This window comes from Faecalibacterium sp. AF27-11BH, assembly GCF_003603005.1.
Lineage (GTDB): Bacteria > Bacillota > Clostridia > Oscillospirales > Ruminococcaceae > Faecalibacterium > Faecalibacterium taiwanense.
In genome coordinates this window covers 288,949-307,688 of the sequence record NZ_QVGS01000001.1, presented here as the reverse complement: position 1 = coordinate 307,688, position 18,740 = coordinate 288,949, and the positions used below count along the sequence as shown (strand labels likewise).

Here is an 18,740-nt window from a genome sequence, read left to right as displayed (position 1 = left end):
GCGGTTCAGACTACGCCGTTGTCGATTTTGAATGCGCTGTAAATGTGCCGCACCAGACTGAACAGCATCAGCGACGGCACCAGCGTCATCATGGCCGAAGGCAGCACAAAGGTCAGCCAGCGGCTCAGCGCCCAGCTGTAGCCGGGCATGTAGTAGAAGAACAGCCAGTCCAGCGAGAGCACCACAAGGGCCGTGCCGGTGCTGATGAGCGCAAAGTTCCATGTGCTGCCCTGCAGATACACCTGAACCAGCACCGAAAGCGCAAAGCAGAGCAACAGCAGTTCCAGCGCCAGCATACCCACGGTGCGCCCGGCGGTGTAGTCCCACAAAAGGCCGCTCACGGCACCAAACAGCGCACCTGCAAACTCGCCTTCATACACGGCCACAGCCAGACACAGCGGCAGAATGAACAGCGGCTTTGCCTGCCCCAGCTGGAGCAGGCCGGGGGTCGTCTGCAGTGCCGCGCACACAAACAGTGCCACCGCGTAGCAGACCCATTTCAGGATCTGGCTGCGGCTGCGCATGCGGCGTGATTCCATACAAATGCGCCCCCTTAATAGTCGGTAATAACGAATACGTGCTTGACCGTGCGCGGGTCTGCACCCGGGCGCACCACTGCAATGGAAGATTTGCCGCTGACTTCCGGCTCCACCTTCTGCACGGTTCCCACCAGCAGATCCGGCGGGAACACTCCGCCAAGACCGGTGGTGATCACCTGATCGCCCATCTTCGTCTCAGTGGCGCGTTCCAGATTGGTCAGCACGCACAGGCCGTCACCGGCATAATCGGTGCTGCCATTGATAATGCCATTTTCCCGCGTGCGGGATACCACGCCCGCAGCGCTGAAGCTGGGGTGCAGAATGGTCATCACCTTGCAGCTGGTGGTGTCGGCTTCCACCACCATGCCGATCAGATAGCCCTTATCGCTGATCACGGCATCGTTCACGGCTGCGCCGTTCACCGTGCCGCAGTCCAGCGTAAAGCCTCCGAACTCATCCAGCGGGTCGCGGCCGATCACAAAGGCAGAAATATAGCTTGCTTCGGTGTTGGAATCCTGAATGCGGGCCAGCGCCTTGTAGGCTTCGTTCTCCGCCTTGATGCGGTCATAGTCCACGATCTGCTGGCGCAGCTCAGCATTCTCCGCTTCCAGCTGTTCGTTCTGTTCCATGACCTCATCGATGCTGGTGTATTTTTCCCACACCGAGCCAATGCCGCCGCTCAGTGCCGATGTGACCTTCTGGAGCGGCATCAGCACCACGCCCAGCAGTTCCTGCGGGGCAGCAGTCAGTCGTCCGTTGGCACCGGCATAGGCCATAATGCCCACCAGAAACACCGCCACGGCTACCAGTATCTTAAATTTCCATGTGTCAAAAAAGTCCTTCAAGGGAGTACCCTCCTGTTTCGGGTGGATGCCATAAGAAAAGCGCGGACAGCCCTGCCATCCGCGCAAGAGACATTGTTTGCAGCGGAAATCAGCGCAGACGCTGCGCAAAAGAGCCTTTTTCCGCAAGTGTGGGCCTTGCCCGTGTTACATGTGGCCGCCGTCGGTGTCCAGCACGTCATGCAGGACATCCACATGATCCAGCACCGCACCGGCACCCTTGGCCACGCAGTCCAGCGGGTCTTCCGCAATGTGTACGTCGATGCCGGTCTCGCTTTGGATCAGCTGATCCAGACCGCGCAGCAGTGCGCCGCCGCCGGTCAGGGTGATGCCGCGGTCGATGATATCCGCACTCAGCTCCGGCGGGGTGCGCTCCAGCGTTTCCTTGATGGCGCTGGTGATCTTGACCAGGCATTCCAGCAGAGCTTCGCGCACATCCTCAGAGTGGACGACGATGTTCTTGGGCAGGCCGTCCACGAGGTTACGGCCCTTGATCTCCATGGTCATTTCGGGGTCCAGCGCATAGGCGGAGCCGATCTCGATCTTGATCTGCTCTGCGGTGCGCTCACCGATCAGCAGGTTGTACTTGCGCTTGATGAAAGCGATGATGGCCTGATCGAACATATCACCTGCCATGCGCACGCTGCGGGAGGCCACGATGCCGCCCAGAGAGATCACAGCGATCTCAGCCGTGCCGCCGCCGATATCCACGATCATGCTGCCGGTAGGCTCGCTGATGGGCAGGCCCGCACCGATGGCTGCTGCCATGGGTTCCTCAATGACGGACACCTGACGGGCACCGGCCTTCAGGGTAGCTTCGCGCACAGCGCGGCGCTCCACCTCGGTAACGCCGGACGGGATGCAGATGACCACGCGGGGGCGGGAGAACATGCTGTTGCCGCATGCCTTCTTGAGGAAATTTTCCAGCATGTTGGTGGTGATGTCAAAGTCAGCAATCACGCCATCCTTCAGCGGACGCACAGCCACGATGCTGCCGGGGGTACGGCCAATGACAGCCTTTGCCTCGGCACCCACACAGCGCACCTCGTCGGTCTTGGTATCCACAGCCACGACCGAAGGCTCCCGCATGATGATGCCCTTGCCCTTCATATATACCAGAGTATTTGCGGTACCCAGATCGATACCTACATCTTTAGAAAACAGGCCCATTGTAAAAATTCTCCTTATGCTTCCCATTTTATCTATAGCGCCAGAACATCCGGCAGCCCTTTTGTGCCGCCTTTGCGCAGAATAACACAGTTCTATTATAGCCGCAAGGCAATGATTTCTCAAGCGTTTGCGCAAGTTTTCTTCGTTTTTTCCAGTTTTATCACACAAAATGTGCCAGCAGCTGTACGGTGCGGCTCACCGGCAGACCCATGATGGTGTAGTAGTCGCCCTCAATACGGTCCAGCCAGAGGGCCGCCCGTCCCTGAATGGCATAGGCACCGGCTTTATCGTAGGGTTCGGCGGTGGAAGCGTAGAAGTCGATCTCCTCTTCACCCAGCGGGAAGAAGGTAACGCGGCAGCTGTCCACAAAGCTTTCAGTGCGCGCACCGTCCGAGATGCACACGCCGGTGTGCACCTCGTGGGTGGCACCGGAAAGGGCGCGCAGCATCCGCTTTGCGTCCTCTTTGCTGTGGGGCTTGCCGAACACCTCGCCATTCACATCCACCACCGTATCACAGCCGATGACCACAGCGCCCGGGTGCTGGACCGAAACGGCAAGGCACTTGCCCCGGGCCAGCTGTTCCACCAGATGGGCAGGCGTAGCGGCCTGCACCGCACTTTCGTCAAAGTCACTGACGCAGACGGTGAAATTGGTGGTATATAAGGAGAGCAGCTCCCGCCTGCGCGGGCTGCCGGAAGCTAAGATCAGGTTCATGATTCCATCTCACTTTCCGGTAGAGCCAAAGCCGCCCTCGCCGCGCTGGGTATCGCCCAGCTCTTCGGCAGGCACAAAGGCAGCGGTGTACACCGGTGCGATGCACAGCTGGGCCACACGCTCACCGGGCTGAATGGTGTAGGCTTCCCTGCCCAGATTGACCATGGGCACCTTCAGCTCGCCGCGGTAATCGCTGTCCACCACGCCCACGCCGTTGGCCATGCACAGGCCGTGCTTGATGGAAAGGCCGCTGCGGGCGTACACCAGTGCCACGCTGTGGGGGCCGGGCAGCTCGATGGCAAGGCCGGTGGGCACCAGTGCCCGCTCCATGGGGGCAAGGGTGAGCGGCGCGTCCAGTACGGCGCACAGGTCGGCTGCAGCAGAGCCGGGGGTTGCGTAAGAGGGCACCTTGGCACGGGTGTCCAATACCTTATATTTTACTGTGATGGGTTCCATAGTATACCTCGTTTTGATTTTATAGCAACTCCTTCAGTCTCGCATACGCTCGCCATCTCCCTCAGGGAGGTGGCATTGCGTCAGCAATGACGGAAGGAGTTTCAGTTCGTACCTTTAAAATACAACCCACGGGTAAAATCACCTTCAAAGGGTGCATGGGTGCGGATCATCTCCAGAATTTTGGCCGCTTCCTCCCGGCTTTCCAGCGTGAAGTAAGCCACACCGTAGTCCACCGTCAAAGCGCCCGGCTTATCCCCCATATAAATAGGTACAGGGTTATAGATGGTGCGCACACCGAGGCCGCACCGCACTGGGAACTTCTTGGCCTTGCGGTCGGTCAGCACGCCGGTCTTGTCGCAGTGGGCGCAGTCGTGGATGTTCTGCAGCGGGCAGGCACGGGTGATCATCAGCGGCATATGGCCGTACACCAGCACGCCGGTGGGCACCGGCCTGCCGTTATGGGTGGGCGCAATGGTGCTGATGTCGCTGTCCTTCACCTCGGGCAGGATGAGCATGGAGCCAAGGCCGTTGTCCGCGTAGAACTGCGCGGCCAGCTGGTTCGTGATGTTCAGGCCAAAGCTGCCGCTCATGGGCAGGCCCCGACACAGGCGCAGGTGGGCGATATTGCTCACCTCATAGCCTGCAAAACCGGCGTCCTGCGTGGCCGCGATGCGGCGGGCGGTATCCTCTTCCAGCTTGCCAAACATGACCCGGGGCAGCTCCAAAAGGGTCTTTGCCCGCCATTCCCGGGGCACGCGGTCGGCCTGCGCAATGGGCAGGATGAAATACTCGATGCCGTCAAGCGCCCGCTCCGGCACCTGCTCCCAGCTCTCAAACCGGGCACGCAGGGTACGGTGGGGCGGCAGAGTGCGCAGCGGCAGGGCAGGCACATGCTCCTCGGTGGTGGGCCACGGGCGCAGCACTTCCCGCTTTTTGAGCAGGGCATCCAGCGCTTCGCGGCGCAGCTCGTTCACCGCACCGCCCGGGATAAACCACGGCCCGCCGTCCATTTCCACGGTAATATCCTGATCTTCCACCGCAAAAGGCGTGCCGCCGGTCTTGGCAAGGCTGCGGTGCAGGCTTTCGGTGGGATCAGTACGAGCAGGCTGCGGCTCTGCATCCCCATAAGCAAAGGCCCTGCTGCCGTCTGCATCGGTGACAGTGAGCTTTTCGCCACCCTCTTCAATTTCCAGCTTCATCTTTACCGGCACGCGGCTGCGCTCACGGCGGTAAAGCTCCCGCAGCATGGGCAGGGTCTTTTTGGTCTGCTCTGCGTCTGCTTCACTGCGCACGCCGAACATGGTGCCGTCGATCTTTCCATCCAGATAGCCGGAGGTGAAGCCGGAACGGCTGAAAGCATTCTTCAACAGATCGCGGTCGTAGGCGCGGCCCTCGCGGCCTGCAAGACAGGCGCTGACTGCCGCCGCCACATACTCCGGCGTGCGCAGACGGCCCTCGATTTTTGCCGATGCCACGCCAAGCGCCTGCAGCTTGTCCAGCTTATCAATGACCGAATTATCCTTTAAGGACAGGTGGTGCAGACGGCCCGGCTTGCCCTCCGGCAGGGCATTTGCCTCAAACGGCAGGCGGCACGGGCCGGCACAGGAACCGCGGTTGCCGCTGCGTCCGCCCAGAAAGGCCGACATGTAGCACTGGCCGCTGACGCACATGCACAGCGCGCCGTGCACGAAGCACTCGGTCTCGATGTCGCAGTGCTTTGTGATATGCTCCACCTCGGGCATGCTCAGCTCACGGGCCAGCACCACGCGGGTGAAGCCCAGCTCCTTGAGCTCCAGTGCACCCTGCAGGCTGTGCACGCTCATCTGGGTGGAGCCGTGGCGCGGCAGCTGCGGTGCAATTTTACCGATCAGCGTTGCCACTGCCAGATCCTGACAGATGACCGCATCGGCACCGCTGGCTGCAACGGCACGGATGGCCTGTTCCAGCGCGGGCAGCTCGCCGCCATAGACGGTGGTGTTCAGCGCCACATGCACAGCCACGCCCCGCGCATGGCAGAAGGCGACCGCATCTTTCAGCGTATCCGCGTTAAAATTGTTGGCACTGGTGCGGGCATTGAAACCCGAAAAGCCCAGATACACTGCGTCGGCACCGCTGAATACAGCGGCACGCAGCATTTCTTCGTTGCCCACCGGGGCAAGGATCTCGATCTTTGACATACTTCTCCTTTATCCTGTAAACGGCTTATTCCGCCTTGTCCGCTTCGCCCTCGGCAGCAGACTGCTGTACCGCCTGCTGGGCGCGCTCCTCGCGCCGGGCTTCCTTATTGCGCATTTTTTCCAGCTGTTCGCGCAGGGCGGCAGCTTCCCGCCGCAGCACCTCATTCTCTGCTTTGACCTTATCTTCCGCCAGCTTTGCGCGGGTAGCATCCGCAATGTAATCCTGGATCTGGCTGCGCATATTCTCAGCACTGCCGGTGCTCTTGCGGTATTCGTCCAGATAATCCATGGCGCAGAACACCGCCGCCTTCGTCACCGAAAGATTCGCATTATCGTCCAAAAGCTTGGTGATGTCTTCATCCAGCTTTTTCGCCAGCGACAAAATATATTTTTCCGGGTCCGTCGTAGCAATGGCATACGGCGTACCTGCAATGTTCACCCGTACCTTGTTGACCATATCTGTTTCCCCTTTTTATCCTTTTCTGCCCGCAGCGGGCAGTGATCTTCCGATTTTTGCCGGGAAACGGCATCGTTCCCGGTACCGTTTTGGTGTCTTGTCACCCGCCGGGCGAGTTACCCGGCACATTTCTCCCGGAGTTTGTCCCCGAAAATGTTTCGGAACACAGCTTTCTTTCCCTATTATAATATAAATAAGCATCAAGAAAAAGTGTATTTTTTGAAATTTTGGCATATTTATCAGAAAGTTCAATAAAAAAAAGTCAGTTACGGAAAAAATCCCCTGATTCCTTGCATTTGTCATTCTGCCATATTATAATATCTTTGTTATGTTGGCGGCAGAGCAAGTGAGGGAAAGTGCCTGCAGGCGCCAATTATTTCAATTATTTTAGCAAAGCTGAAAACTTATGCGGATAGGAGTACCTTTATGACATCGAAAGAATTCGGTAAACTTCTTCAGGACAAGCTCACCAGCGAGTACGGCGTGGAGCTGAGCGTTGCTTCCAACCAGCAGATCTACCGTTCTCTGGCTCTGATCTGCCGCCAGATGATGAGTGAGAACCACAAGAAGTTCCAGTCCAAGGCCATTGGCACCGGCACCAAGCAGGTGTATTACCTGTGCATGGAGTTCCTGATGGGCCGCAGCCTGAAGACCAGCCTGCTGAACCTGGGTCTGGACGAGGTGGCAAAAAAGGCCCTGTCCGACGCTGATATCAGCATTGACAGCATCTTTGAGGAAGAGCCGGATGCAGGTCTGGGCAACGGCGGTCTGGGCCGTCTGGCTGCCTGCTATCTGGACGGCATGGCCACCACCGGCATCTGCGGCACCGGCTACTCCATCCTGTACGAGTACGGCATCTTCAAGCAGAAGATCGTGGACGGCTGGCAGCAGGAGCGTGCCGACAACTGGCTGCCCGGCGGTCAGGTCTGGCTGAAGAGCCACCCCGATCAGGCTGTGGAAGTGCGCTTTGACGGCGAGATCCACGAGAACTGGGACAACGGCTTCCACTATATCCAGCACACCAACTACAACAGCGTCATGGCTGTTCCCTCTGATATGTATGTGCAGGGCTACGACGGCAAGGGCGTTGCAAAGCTGCGCCTGTGGCAGGCAAAGGCCCCGGACTTTGATATGTCCAGCTTCTCTCTTGGCAACTACAACACTGCAATGAGCAAGAACGCCAATGCAGAGCTGATCTCCAAGGTGCTGTACCCCAACGATAACCATGTTGAGGGCAAGATCCTGCGCCTGCGCCAGCAGTACTTCCTGTCTGCCGCATCCATCGGCGATATCGTCCAGAACCACCTGTCCAGCTATGCGACCCTCGAGAATCTGCCCGACAAGGTGGCCATCCAGCTGAACGACACCCACCCCACCCTCGCCATCCCCGAGATGATGCGCATTCTGCTGGATGAGTGCGGCTTTGGCTGGGACAAGGCATTCGACATCTGCCAGAAGGTCTTCTCCTACACCAACCACACCGTCATGGCTGAGGCTCTGGAAAAGTGGAACGTGGATATCTTCAAGATGACCCTGCCCCGCATCTACCAGATCGTGGTGGAGATGGACCGCCGCGCCCGCGCAGAGCTGGAGAAGGTCTTCCCCGGCGACAAGGGCAAGATCGACTATATGGCACTGATCGGCGACAATCAGGTGCGCATGGCAAACATCTGCGCCTACACCGCCAACAGCATCAACGGCGTGTCCAAGCTGCACAGCCAGATCATCAAGGACAGCGTCTTCCACGATTACTACCTGTTCAAGCCGCAGGCCTTCAAGAACGTGACCAATGGCATCGCTTACCGCCGCTGGCTGCTGGCCTCTAACCCCGGCCTGTGCAAGCTGCTGGACGAGACCATCGGCGACGGCTACAAGCATGATGCTTCCGATCTGTCCAAGCTGAACAAGTTCGAGAACGACAAGACCATTCTCAAGCGCCTGAACGAGATCAAGCTGGAGAACAAGACCAACTTTGCCAACTATCTGGCAAAGAGCACCGGTCAGATCATCGACCCGAACTCTATCTTTGACTGTCAGGTCAAGCGTATGCACGAGTATAAGCGCCAGCACCTGAACGCGCTGAACATTGCTGCCCAGTACCTGTACCTGAAGGAGAACCCCAACGCCGACTTCATCCCCAAGACTTATATCTTCGGTGCAAAGGCTGCTCCCGGCTACTACATGGCAAAGCAGATGATCCGCATGATCTGCAAGCTGGGCGACCTCATTAACAACGACCCCGCTGTGCGCGACAAGCTGCGCGTGGTCTATCTGGAAGAGTACTGCGTCTCTCTGAGCGAGCACCTGATGCCCGCCGCCGAGGTCTCTGAGCAGATCTCTCTGGCCGGCACCGAGGCTTCCGGTACCGGTAACATGAAGTTCATGCTGAACGGCGCCATCACTCTGGGCACTCTGGACGGCGCAAACGTGGAGATCGCAGACGCTGCCGGCAAGGAGAACGAGCTGATCTTCGGTATGCTGACCCCCGAGGTGAACAACCTCAAGCAGGTGGGCTACCATCCCAACGCTTTCATCATGGGCGACGATGTTGCCAACAACGCTCTGAACTTCCTGGAGCGCGGCTGGAACGGCGAGAACTTCCACGAGGTGACCGAGAACCTGCGCAGCAGCGACCCGTATATGGTCATGGCCGACTTCAAGGATTACCGCCGCGCACAGGCCGACCTGCAGAAGCTGTATGCCGACCGCGAGAAGTGGGCACACATGAGCCTGAAGAACATTGCCAACAGCGGCATCTTCAGCGCCGACCGCTCTGTGCTGGATTACGCACACGACATCTGGTACGCTTCCCCGGTGCCCATGGGCAAGTAATTTTCCCTTAAAAAATCCATCTGCCCCGGCGGCGTTTGGCCCGCCGGGGCTTTTTTGAGAAAGGACGACCCTGCTTTGTCTTGTCTGTTCAATAGCTACGACCCCTATTTTAAGCAGCCCTTTGGCGCACTGCGGGCCGGTCAGACCGTACGTTTGACCCTGTGCATCCCGGAAGAGCTGGGCTATGTCGATCCTCATCTGGTGCTCCAGAAAGAGGGAAAATATGACGTGCCGGTGCACTACCGCATGAAGTTCGACGGCCAGACCCCCCAGCAGAACCACTTTTCCGTGGAGCTGCCGCTGAATGACCCGGGCCTGTACTTCTACTACTTCGACCTCTACACCGACTTCCGCCGCATCTACCGCGGGCCGGACAACTGCGGCGTTGTCAGCTGGCAGGAAGGCGAAAAGTGGCAGATCACCGTCTACGATGCCGGTTTCCAGACCCCGGAGTGCATCAAGGGCAAGGTGTTCTATCAGATCTTCCCGGACCGGTTCTGCGAGGGCATTGAGAACAAGCCCATGCCTTTCCCGGACCGGCTGTATCAGGCCGACAAACACGCCGAACCCTTCTGGCAGCCCAACGAGACCGGCGGCCACCTGAACGAGGACTATTTCGGCGGCGACTTGGAAGGCATCCGCATCAAGCTGCCCTATCTGCGGGAGATGGGGGTGGACTACCTTTACCTCAACCCCATCTTTGAGGCGCACTCCAACCACCGCTACAACACCGCCGACTATCTCAACGTAGACCCGCTGCTGGGCACCAACGAGGAGTTCGAGGTGCTCTGCCGCGAGGCCGCCAAGTACGGCATTGGCATCGTGCTGGACGGTGTGTTCAGCCACACCGGTTCCGACAGCCGCTATTTCAACCGCGAAGGCCGCTATGGTGACGGCGGCGCTTACCGCGACCCCAACTCCCCCTACCGCAGCTGGTACGATTTTGACCCCAAGTATAAGGGCGGCTACCGCAGCTGGTGGGGCTTCGAGACCCTGCCCGAGGTGAACGAAGAGAACCCCTCCTATGTGGAGTTCATCACCGGCGAGGGCGGTGTCATTGACACATGGCTGCGGCGCGGTGCCGCAGGCTTCCGTCTGGATGTGGCCGACGAGCTGCCGGACGACTTTATTGAAAAGATCCGCGCCGCTGTCAAGCGGGTCAGCCCGGAGAAGTTCCTGCTGGGCGAGGTGTGGGAGGACGCCACCACCAAATACGGCTTTGGCCAGCGCCGCACCTATCTGCTGGGCAAGGGGCTGGACAGCGTGATGAATTACCCCTTCAAGAACGCTGTGCTGGACTTTGTAAAGGGTAAGCCCGCCGAGCAGGCCATGGGCGAAATTCTGTCCATCTGTGAGCACTACCCCGCCCCTGCCATGGACACTGCGCTGAACTTTCTCTCCACCCACGACACCGAACGCGCCCTCACCGTCATTGCGGACGAGCCCGCCAACGGCCGTGGCCGCGAGTGGCAGAGCGGCCGCTGTGTGGTCGGCGAAGCCTACGAGGAAGGGATGCTGCGCCTGCGCATGGCCTATGCCATCATCTACACGCTGCCCGGCGTGCCCTGTCTGTACTACGGTGATGAGATCGGGATGCAGGGCTACCGCGACCCCTTCAACCGTGCCTTCTTCTGCTGGGACAGCCACGAAAAGCGCCTGAAGCCGGTGCTTGCCCAGCTGGCGCAGCTGCGCCACACCTGCGAGGCCTTCCGCACCGGTGAGCTGCGGGTGCTGCGGGCGCAGGACGGCATCCTGCACTACCAGCGCGTAGGCGAAGCGGAAACCGCCGAGGTCATCGTGAACCGCTCGGAGCACATCATCGTGGAGCCGCTGGCTTCCGGCAAGCACACGGAGGTGAACCCCATGGGCTTTACCATCGTGGTGGAGGAGAACGGGCATAACCCGAACCACAGCTATTACGATATCAAGTAAAAACGATTTGAATGCCCGCCGCGTTCGCTCTGGGCACATTCAGAGGAAATTTTATCTTTTATTTTCGCAACAACGGGCAGCCTGCGGGCCGCCCGTTGTTGCATTTTCACGCAAAGGGCCGTATCCGCAAACTACATCTTGCACTGCTTTTCATTTATTTTGTTCTTTATTTCGTTTTCTGCGCAACGTTCCAGTAAAAAACGCTTGACCTTCCACCCGGGGGATACTCTATAATAGGGGCATAAGGAGGGAGAACCATGAATCCTGTTCCATTTCTCTGGCTGGCTGCCGTGGTGGGCTTTTTGCTGTTGGAGGCTTCCACCTTCAGCATGACCTCCGTCTGGTTCGCCGTCGGCGCAGCTGCCGCCCTGCTCACCTGCCTGTTCACGGATTCGTTCCGGGCGCAGGCTCTGGTGTTCATCGTGGTAAGCATTCTGTGCCTGCTGGCGTTCCGGCCGCTGGCTGCAAAGCTGCGCCAGAAAATCACCCCCACCAATGGCGACCGAAACCTTGGCCGGGAGGCCACCGTGCTGACCACCGTCACCGCCGACCTGCCGGGCCGTGTGCGACTGGACGGCGTGGACTGGAATGCCCGCTGCGCCACTCCCGGCGACATTCTCACCCCCGGGCAGCGCTGCCGTGTGACCGAACTGCACAGCACCCTGCTCATCGTGGAGCCCGTATTGACCGAAAGCCGCAGAGCGTGATCTGCGTTCTGCGCTGAAACGTTGCACCCATCTGAAAAAGGAGAACCACTATGGTCATGTTTTTTCTGATCCTCGCGCTGGTCTTTGTCGTCCTGCTGGTGATCATCACCAATATCGTCATCGTGCCCCAGTCCAAGGTGTATGTCGTTGAGCGGCTGGGCAGCTACTCCGACACATGGTCGGCAGGCCTGCACATTAAGATTCCCTTCATCGAGCGCATCGCCAAAAAGGTGAGCCTGAAGGAGCAGGTGGCAGACTTTCCCCCTCAGCCGGTCATCACCCGCGATAACGTTACCATGCAGATCGATACTGTGGTGTTCTTTCAGGTGATGGATGCCAAGCTCTACACCTACGGTGTCAACCAGCCCATTGCGGCAATCGAAAGCCTGTCTGCCACCACCCTGCGCAACATCATCGGCGAAATGGAGCTGGACCACACCCTGACCAGCCGCGACGTCATCAACGGCAAGATCACCGCCATCCTGGACGAAGCCACCGACAAGTGGGGCATCAAGGTGAACCGCGTGGAGGTGAAGAACATCATCCCGCCGCGTGAAATTCAGGAAGCCATGGAGAAACAGATGAAGGCTGAGCGCGAGAAGCGCGCCGTCATCCTGAAAGCCGACGGTGAAAAGCAGGCCGCCATTACCGCCGCTGAGGGCGAAAAGGAAGCCGCCATCCTGCGCGCGGATGCTGTGAAGCAGCAGCGCATTCTGGAAGCCGAGGGCGAAGCACAGGCCATTCTGGCCGTGCAGAAGGCCAACGCCGACGCCATCCGCCTGTTGAACGAAGCCATGCCCAGCGATAAGGTTCTGGCCATCCGCAGTCTGGAAGCTCTGGCCAAGGTGGCCAACGGCAAGGCAACCAAGATCATCATTCCTTCGGAGCTTCAGAATCTGGGCGGCGTGGTGCCCAGCATCAAAGAGCTGATGACCGACCCGAAGGACGCAGAATAAAATTAAAAATTCCGGTTCACCGTCTGTGCTATATGCAGGCGGTGAACCTTGTTTTGCACGATAAAGGAGTTCTTCTATGATCTACGATACCCTGAACAACCTGCCCAACTATCTGGGCGTGAGCGACAACCTCGACACCGTCATCGAGTATATCATGGCGCGGGACATCACCACCCTGCCCGCCGGACGCACCCGCATCGACGGCGAAAAGGCTGTGGTCACTGTGAGCACCGTCACACCGCTGACTTCCGATAAAGCGCTGTTCCAGCGCCACGACAGCCACATCACGCTGGAGACCGATCTGGACGGCAGCGAGCTGTTTGAGGTGAGCCTTGCAGAGCTGACCCCGACAAAGCCCACCGACGAATCCACCGACACCACCGTGGGTACCGCAGGCACCAGCATTGCCGGAATGCTGTGCGAGGGGCGGTTTGCCCTGTATCTGGCCGGAGAGCCCTATAAATCCGGCCTGAAGGCGCAGGGCTGCGGCAAACTGAGGAAAGCCGTGTTCAGCATCGAGCTGGACCCGGACGAAGAGGACGAGACCGAGGAATAAGCCGAGAGAGGGCATTTATATGGGATTTTTTGCTGTACTGGCTGCAAGCCTGTTTGCCGTGTTCCTCTTTACCGTGTTCGGCGGCTATTCGCTGCTGCTCTGGTGCCAGCAGTCCCTGCTGATGGTGGTTCCGCCTGCGGTGGTGCTGGCTGTTCTGGTGTGGACGTTCCTGAAAATGGACGACAAAATCACCGCCCTGCAAAAGCAGGTGGAGGAACTGGAAGCCGCACAGAAAAACGCCGAAGAGTCCGAGAAATAAATACAGCGACGCCCCTGCAGAAAAAGCTTTTCCTGCAGGGGCGTCGCTCTTTTTACACCTTACTTTTTATCCTGTGGGTCATCCAATCCTTTGAACATCACCATGCCCAGAATTGCAAAGCTGGCGCCCAGCACAAAACCCACTGTCCCCATCGACACGCTGAACAAAACGCCCATAGCAACACCGAACAGGATACCCGCGATCTGACTTTTCTTCATTTTACTGCTCTGCCTTTCCGTACCATGCAACAGACAGCCGCCACGAGAGAGCATACAGCGCCAGAGCCGCCACCGCAATACCCAGCAGCCCCAGCGACGAGATGCTCTGCGGAAGAAGGTTTCTCACAAGACCGTCCTCGTTTGCGGCCACGGAAAAGCCCATTAGGGCCGCGAGCGCACCAACTATGAAATAGAGCACAACCTTTGCCTTTTCGTAGCCGAAACGGTAGCTCAGCGGCAGCAGGATGGTGCTGCTGAGCAGGGTGGTCACGCCCACCTGCACCAGCGTGGAAACCACAAGCGCATGGTCCACAGCTGTCCAGTGCAGGCTTACCACGCCAAGGGCTGCGGCGGCAAAAGCCTCTGCCAGCACCAGCCCGCACAGACCAACAATGTATTTACACCCCACCAGCTGCTCTTTTGTGGCCGGAAGCGCGGCACTGTATTCGTTGAATTTGCTGGTCTGGTCGTATGCCAGCAGTGTCATGGGCATCATACCCAGCAAAAAGCCCGCATAGACAATGAAGAAATTGGCCCCGTTCATCATCGAGATCACACCCACACCCATCATGACTACAGTCACCACAATGACCGTTTTTGCGTAATACCATGCCTGATATGCATCCTTTAATAGCAAGCCTTTCATGCAGCGCACTCCCCTTTCACCATCAGTACAAACAATTCCTCAATGCTTACCGGGGCAAGCTCTGCTCCGGCGGGCATTGCGTCCCGGCGCACAAGCGCCTCGACTCCGTAGGGGGTGACCCGCTTGCCGTACACCTGTGCATCCAACGCCGCCAGCTGCGCCGCCGTGCCATGCCACAAGGCGTATTCCTCCCGCAAGGCATCCTTTTCCTCACAGAGCAGCAGCCTGCCCTTGTGCAGGAAGGCGATGGTATCGCACAGCTTTTCCAAGTCGCTGACGATGTGGGAGGAGATAAGGATGGAGTGGTTTTCGTCCCGGGCAAAGTCCAGCAGCAGGTCGATCACCTCGTCCCGCACCACCGGGTCCAGCCCGTTGGTGGCTTCGTCCAACAGCAGCAGCTTCGGGTGGTGCGCCAGCGCCACGGCGATGCACAGCTTCATCTTCATGCCGGTAGAGTAGTCGTTATACTTTTTCTTTTCCGGCAGCTCAAATTTTTGGCAAAATTCTGTGTAGGCAGCGGCATCCCAATTGTGGTAGATGCCCGCCATCACCTTGCCTGCCTGCTCTGCGTTCAGGCACAGGGGGATGCCCTCGCTGCCCAGCACCACACCGATTTCTTCCTTGGTGTGTACAAGATCGGTGCGGTTGTCCCTGCCCAAAATGGTCACGGTACCGCCGTCCCTCTGCAGTATGTCCAGAATCAATTTGATGGTGGTGCTTTTGCCTGCGCCGTTTTCACCGATCAGGCCGCAGATGGTGCCGCCGGGCAGTGTCAGATCCAGCGGTCCGAGGGTAAAGTCCTTATAGTGCTTTGTAAGTCCCCGCAGTTCCAGTGCGTTCATGTTCAGCCCTCCCACAGCAGTTCCAGCATCTCCCGCAGCTCTTCCCTGCTCAGCCCGCAGGATGCGGACAGCTTCACAGCTTCGGTAAGGTGCGCTTCAATTTTTTTCAGGTTCTCTTCCCGCAGCAGCTCGGTGTTTTTAGGGGCTACAAAAAAGCCCTTTGCCGGTACTGCGTAAAGGAAGCCCTCTTTTTCCAGTTCATCGTAGGCGCGCTTAGTGGTAATGACGCTGATGCGCAGATCCCGTGCCAGCCCCCGGATGGAGGGCATGGCCTCGTCCGGCTGCAAAGCCCCGCTGATGATCTGCTGCTTGATCTGGTTGTAGATCTGGTCATAGATAGGCGCGCCGCTTTTGTTGTTGATAAACAGTTCCATCGGCTGCTCCTTTGGCTCTTATGTTTTATCTGTATATGCACAGTATATACAGTAGATACACAGTTGTCAAGGGGTACGGGAAAAGTTGAGCAAACAAAAAAGCTCCGCTGCACAGTTTGTGCAACAGAGCTTTTGAGAACTCCTTCCGTCACGGCTTACGCCGTGCCACCTCCCTCATAGAGGGAGGCTTTTTTTCGCAGCGGGTAGTTTTCCGGGCCGCACCTGAAGGCTCCCTCTCAGAGGGAGCTGGCATCGCGCAGCGATGACTGAGGGAGTTTTCCTTTTTACAGTGCCTTGATGGCGGTCTTAATGCGCTCGGCGGCCATCTTGGTCTTTTCGGCATCACCGAAAGCGGTCAGGCGGAAGTAGCCCTCGCCGCACTCGCCGAAGCCCACGCCCGGAGTACCGACCACGCCGCAGTTTTCCAGCAGCCAGTCGAAGAACTCCCAGCTCTTCATGTTACCGGGGCAGCGCAGCCAGATGTAGGGGCTGTTCTTGCCGCCGCAGTACCACACGCCGCACTCATCCAGTGCGTCCGCGATAACCTTGGCATTCTTGCGGTAGTAGTCCAAATTCTGCTGGATCTCGGCCATGCCGCTCTCGGTGAACACCGCAGCGGCGGCGCGCTGCACCACGTAAGGCACACCGTTGAACTTGGTGGTCTGGCGGCGCAGCCACAGCTTATTGATGTTCATTCCCTCGCGCTCCAGCTCCTTGGGCACCACAGTGTAGCCGCAGCGGGTGCCGGTGAAGCCTGCGATCTTGGAGAAGGAGCAAATTTCAATGGCACACTCCCGTGCACCCTCGATCTCGAAGATGCTGTGGGCGAGGTTCTCGTCGGAGATGAAGCACTCGTATGCAGCATCGTACAGGATGATGGCATCGTTCTTACGGGCGTAGTCCACCCATGCCTTGAGCTGGTCGCGGGTGTAGGCGGCACCGGTGGGGTTATTGGGGCTGCAGATATAGATGATGTCAGCCTTCACATTCTCATCCGGCATTCCCAGGAAGCCGTTCTCCTGACCGGTGCGGCTGTAGATGATCTTGCGGCCATCGGTCACGTTATCGTCCACGTAGGTGGGATAAACGGGGTCCGGCACCAGCACGGTGTTGTCCACATCGAACAGGCCCAGTACGTTGGCCAGATCGCTCTTTGCACCATCAGAGATGAAAATTTCATCCTCTGCCAGCTGGGTGCCGCGGCCTGCGTAGTAGCCCTGAATGGCCTGCTTGAGGAAGGGGTAGCCCTGCTCCGGGCCATAGCCGTGGAAGCCTTCCTTGGTGCCCATCTCATCGGCTGCATCGTGCATGGCCTTGACCACACACTTTGCCAGCGGCTGGGTCACATCGCCAATGCCCAGACGGATGATCTCCTTCTCCGGGTGTGCCTCCTGATAAGCGGCCACCTTGTGGGCAATGTCCACAAACAGGTAGCTTGCCTTCAGCTCGTTATAGTGTTTGTTCATCTTCATAGTACTTTCCCTCGCTTCTGTTTTGGTATGACCCTCTCAGTCATCTCGCGTCCGCTCGATGCCAGCTCCCCCGAGTGGGGGAGCTTTTTTGTTGTGAAGAAAAACTTTTCCTCTTGATGTGGAAAAGCTCGCCCTTCGGGAGAGCTGTCGCCGTCAGGCGACTGAGAGGGTTTTCGTTTTCCTTACACTTCTGTCGTGCCTTCGCACACGGTCTCGGCGGCGCCGGTCATCAGCAGCTGTCTGCCGGGCAATACCCGGATGGTCAGCACACCGCCGCGCAGCTGCACATGGATGTCCTCGCCTGCCGGGCAGATGCCAAGCTCGGTCAGGGCCGCCACGGTGGCGCAGGTGCCAGTGCCGCAGGCCCATGTCTCGCCGCTGCCGCGCTCCCACACCCGCATCTTCAGGTGGGTGGCATCCACCACCTGCACGAACTCGGTGTTGATGCGCTCCGGGAAGTTTGCGTGGTGCTCAAAGGCCGGACCGATCTCTTCCAGCTTCAGGCTGTCCACATCCTCCACCACAGTCACACAGTGGGGGTTGCCCACACTGATGCAGGTCACATGCCACGTTTTGCCGTCCACGGTCAGTTCTTTGTCCACAAGCGGTTCTTCGCCCATGTTCACAGCAGGCAGGCTGGCAGGCATGGCACTGTAAGCGCCCATCTCCACCTGCCACAGGCCCGCACCCTTGTGGGTGACGGTCTTCAGGCCGCTGAGGGTATCAATGGCAAGCGTTTCCTTTGCAATGCCGTGGGTGTACAGCCATTCAGCCACACAGCGGATGCCGTTGCCGCACATCCTGCCCTCACTGCCATCGGCGTTGAAGATGCGCATCATGCCGTCCGCACCCGCCGTCTGCGCAGCGCAGATGCAGATGATGCCGTCCGCACCAATGGAAAAATGCCGCCGGGACAATTTTTCGGAAAGGGCTGCAATGTTCTCCGGCACACCGCTTTTGCGGCAGTCCAGATAGATATAATCGTTAGCGCAGCCCTGCATTTTGGTAAATGAAAGCTTCATGCTCAAAACTCCTTCATGGGACTTGTGGTCAGTCCCTATAAACTCGCTACTCTATAATGATAAGAAACCGGGGCGCTCCTGTCAAGCGAAAATGCACCTTTCCGGCAATTTTTCGCAAAGGAATCTGTCAGAATGGAAAACAGGGCTTGACAATACGCATGGCATGGGATATAAAAAAAGAGAGAGTTTTGTACAGTCCGGGGCCGCGCAGCATCTGCGGGTGCATCCGTCACGGCAGCCGCACGCACGGCACCGGTGTACAGGACAGGCAAAACAACTGCAAAAAGGAGACCACAGGAATGGATACTTTTGAAAAAATCCGTGCATTGCTGGCGGAGCAGCTGGATGTTGACCCGGCAAAGATCACGATGGACAGTGACATCATGAGCGATTTTGAGGCCGACAGTCTGGATATCGTGGATATGGTGATGACGCTGGAGGATGAGTTTGGCATTGAGGTGCCGGACGATGCCATCGAGTCCCTGCGCACCGTGGGCGATGTGGTAAACTTTGTGGACAGCCACGCGCAGAACTGATTCAGTCAAAAAGCCCTGCCTTCTGGTGCGGC

At 58.3% G+C, this 18,740-nt stretch carries 20 protein-coding genes; 7 read left to right on the top strand and 13 right to left on the bottom strand.

Going from position 1 to position 18,740, the window contains the following annotated elements:
* Positions 1–5: 5 nt before the first annotated feature.
* The 7 genes from mreD to DWY76_RS01400 all read right to left on the bottom strand — a co-directional run bounded on the left by mreD (position 6) and on the right by DWY76_RS01400 (position 6,356).
* Positions 6–539 (bottom strand): rod shape-determining protein MreD, encoded by a 534-nt coding sequence (gene mreD / locus DWY76_RS01430; protein WP_044953428.1) that lies wholly within the window; start codon positions 537–539, stop codon positions 6–8.
* Between the two features lie 14 nt (positions 540–553).
* On the bottom strand, positions 554–1,384 hold the full coding sequence (gene mreC / locus DWY76_RS01425; RefSeq protein WP_101956484.1) for a rod shape-determining protein MreC: 831 nt from the start codon (positions 1,382–1,384) through the stop codon (positions 554–556).
* A gap of 144 nt (positions 1,385–1,528) precedes the next feature.
* Positions 1,529–2,551, bottom strand: a complete 1,023-nt coding sequence (locus tag DWY76_RS01420) for a rod shape-determining protein (protein ID WP_005939954.1) — start codon at positions 2,549–2,551, stop codon at positions 1,529–1,531.
* A 160-nt stretch (positions 2,552–2,711) separates the two neighbouring features.
* Positions 2,712–3,266: a Maf family protein gene (locus tag DWY76_RS01415; RefSeq protein ID WP_243111880.1), complete on the bottom strand. Its 555-nt coding sequence runs from the start codon at positions 3,264–3,266 to the stop codon at positions 2,712–2,714.
* A gap of 9 nt (positions 3,267–3,275) precedes the next feature.
* Positions 3,276–3,722: a dUTP diphosphatase gene (dut, locus tag DWY76_RS01410; protein WP_005939948.1), complete on the bottom strand. Its 447-nt coding sequence runs from the start codon at positions 3,720–3,722 to the stop codon at positions 3,276–3,278.
* Positions 3,723–3,823: 101 nt separating this feature from the next.
* On the bottom strand, positions 3,824–5,899 hold the full coding sequence (locus tag DWY76_RS01405; RefSeq protein WP_120079463.1) for a U32 family peptidase: 2,076 nt from the start codon (positions 5,897–5,899) through the stop codon (positions 3,824–3,826).
* Positions 5,900–5,924: 25 nt separating this feature from the next.
* Complete coding sequence (locus DWY76_RS01400; RefSeq protein WP_120079461.1) at positions 5,925–6,356, bottom strand: cell division protein ZapA; 432 nt, start codon at positions 6,354–6,356, stop codon at positions 5,925–5,927.
* A gap of 426 nt (positions 6,357–6,782) precedes the next feature.
* On the opposite strand from DWY76_RS01400, the gene DWY76_RS01395 reads away from it, so the two are divergent.
* From DWY76_RS01395 to DWY76_RS01370, 6 genes are all read left to right on the top strand, one after another.
* Positions 6,783–9,188 (top strand): glycogen/starch/alpha-glucan phosphorylase, encoded by a 2,406-nt coding sequence (locus tag DWY76_RS01395; protein ID WP_120079459.1) that lies wholly within the window; start codon positions 6,783–6,785, stop codon positions 9,186–9,188.
* Between the two features lie 75 nt (positions 9,189–9,263).
* A complete protein-coding gene (locus tag DWY76_RS01390) occupies positions 9,264–11,120 on the top strand; it encodes a glycoside hydrolase family 13 protein (RefSeq protein ID WP_120079457.1) in 1,857 nt (618 codons plus the stop codon).
* Between the two features lie 257 nt (positions 11,121–11,377).
* Complete coding sequence (locus DWY76_RS01385) at positions 11,378–11,827, top strand: NfeD family protein (RefSeq protein WP_120079455.1); 450 nt, start codon at positions 11,378–11,380, stop codon at positions 11,825–11,827.
* Positions 11,828–11,877: 50 nt separating this feature from the next.
* Positions 11,878–12,783 carry an SPFH domain-containing protein gene (locus DWY76_RS01380; RefSeq protein WP_005939926.1) on the top strand — a complete coding sequence of 302 codons (906 nt, stop codon included), beginning with the start codon at positions 11,878–11,880 and terminating at the stop codon, positions 12,781–12,783.
* A gap of 76 nt (positions 12,784–12,859) precedes the next feature.
* Positions 12,860–13,339, top strand: a complete 480-nt coding sequence (locus tag DWY76_RS01375) for a YhcH/YjgK/YiaL family protein (RefSeq protein WP_120079453.1) — start codon at positions 12,860–12,862, stop codon at positions 13,337–13,339.
* A 19-nt stretch (positions 13,340–13,358) separates the two neighbouring features.
* Entirely contained in the window at positions 13,359–13,598 is a 240-nt protein-coding gene (locus DWY76_RS01370) for a hypothetical protein (protein WP_120079451.1), read from the top strand.
* A 59-nt stretch (positions 13,599–13,657) separates the two neighbouring features.
* On the opposite strand, the gene DWY76_RS13900 is transcribed toward DWY76_RS01370, so the two are convergent.
* The 6 genes from DWY76_RS13900 to dapF all read right to left on the bottom strand — a co-directional run bounded on the left by DWY76_RS13900 (position 13,658) and on the right by dapF (position 18,172).
* Complete coding sequence (locus DWY76_RS13900) at positions 13,658–13,816, bottom strand: hypothetical protein (protein ID WP_165852545.1); 159 nt, start codon at positions 13,814–13,816, stop codon at positions 13,658–13,660.
* A gap of 1 nt (position 13,817) precedes the next feature.
* The gene (locus DWY76_RS01365) at positions 13,818–14,462 is read right to left on the bottom strand and encodes an ABC-2 transporter permease (RefSeq protein ID WP_120079449.1); all 645 of its coding nucleotides are present in this window, start codon (positions 14,460–14,462) and stop codon (positions 13,818–13,820) included.
* Entirely contained in the window at positions 14,459–15,304 is an 846-nt protein-coding gene (locus DWY76_RS01360; protein WP_120079447.1) for an ABC transporter ATP-binding protein, read from the bottom strand. The genes DWY76_RS01365 and DWY76_RS01360 overlap by 4 nt, the downstream gene beginning before the upstream one ends.
* A 2-nt stretch (positions 15,305–15,306) precedes the next feature.
* Positions 15,307–15,678 carry a GntR family transcriptional regulator gene (locus DWY76_RS01355; RefSeq protein ID WP_005939906.1) on the bottom strand — a complete coding sequence of 124 codons (372 nt, stop codon included), beginning with the start codon at positions 15,676–15,678 and terminating at the stop codon, positions 15,307–15,309.
* 284 nt (positions 15,679–15,962) lie between these two features.
* Complete coding sequence (locus tag DWY76_RS01350; RefSeq protein WP_120079445.1) at positions 15,963–17,150, bottom strand: LL-diaminopimelate aminotransferase; 1,188 nt, start codon at positions 17,148–17,150, stop codon at positions 15,963–15,965.
* A 182-nt stretch (positions 17,151–17,332) separates the two neighbouring features.
* Positions 17,333–18,172 (bottom strand): diaminopimelate epimerase, encoded by an 840-nt coding sequence (gene dapF / locus DWY76_RS01345; protein WP_005939901.1) that lies wholly within the window; start codon positions 18,170–18,172, stop codon positions 17,333–17,335.
* A gap of 299 nt (positions 18,173–18,471) precedes the next feature.
* On the opposite strand from dapF, the gene acpP reads away from it, so the two are divergent.
* Positions 18,472–18,708: an acyl carrier protein gene (acpP, locus tag DWY76_RS01340; protein WP_044953468.1), complete on the top strand. Its 237-nt coding sequence runs from the start codon at positions 18,472–18,474 to the stop codon at positions 18,706–18,708.
* Positions 18,709–18,740 lie beyond the last annotated feature (32 nt).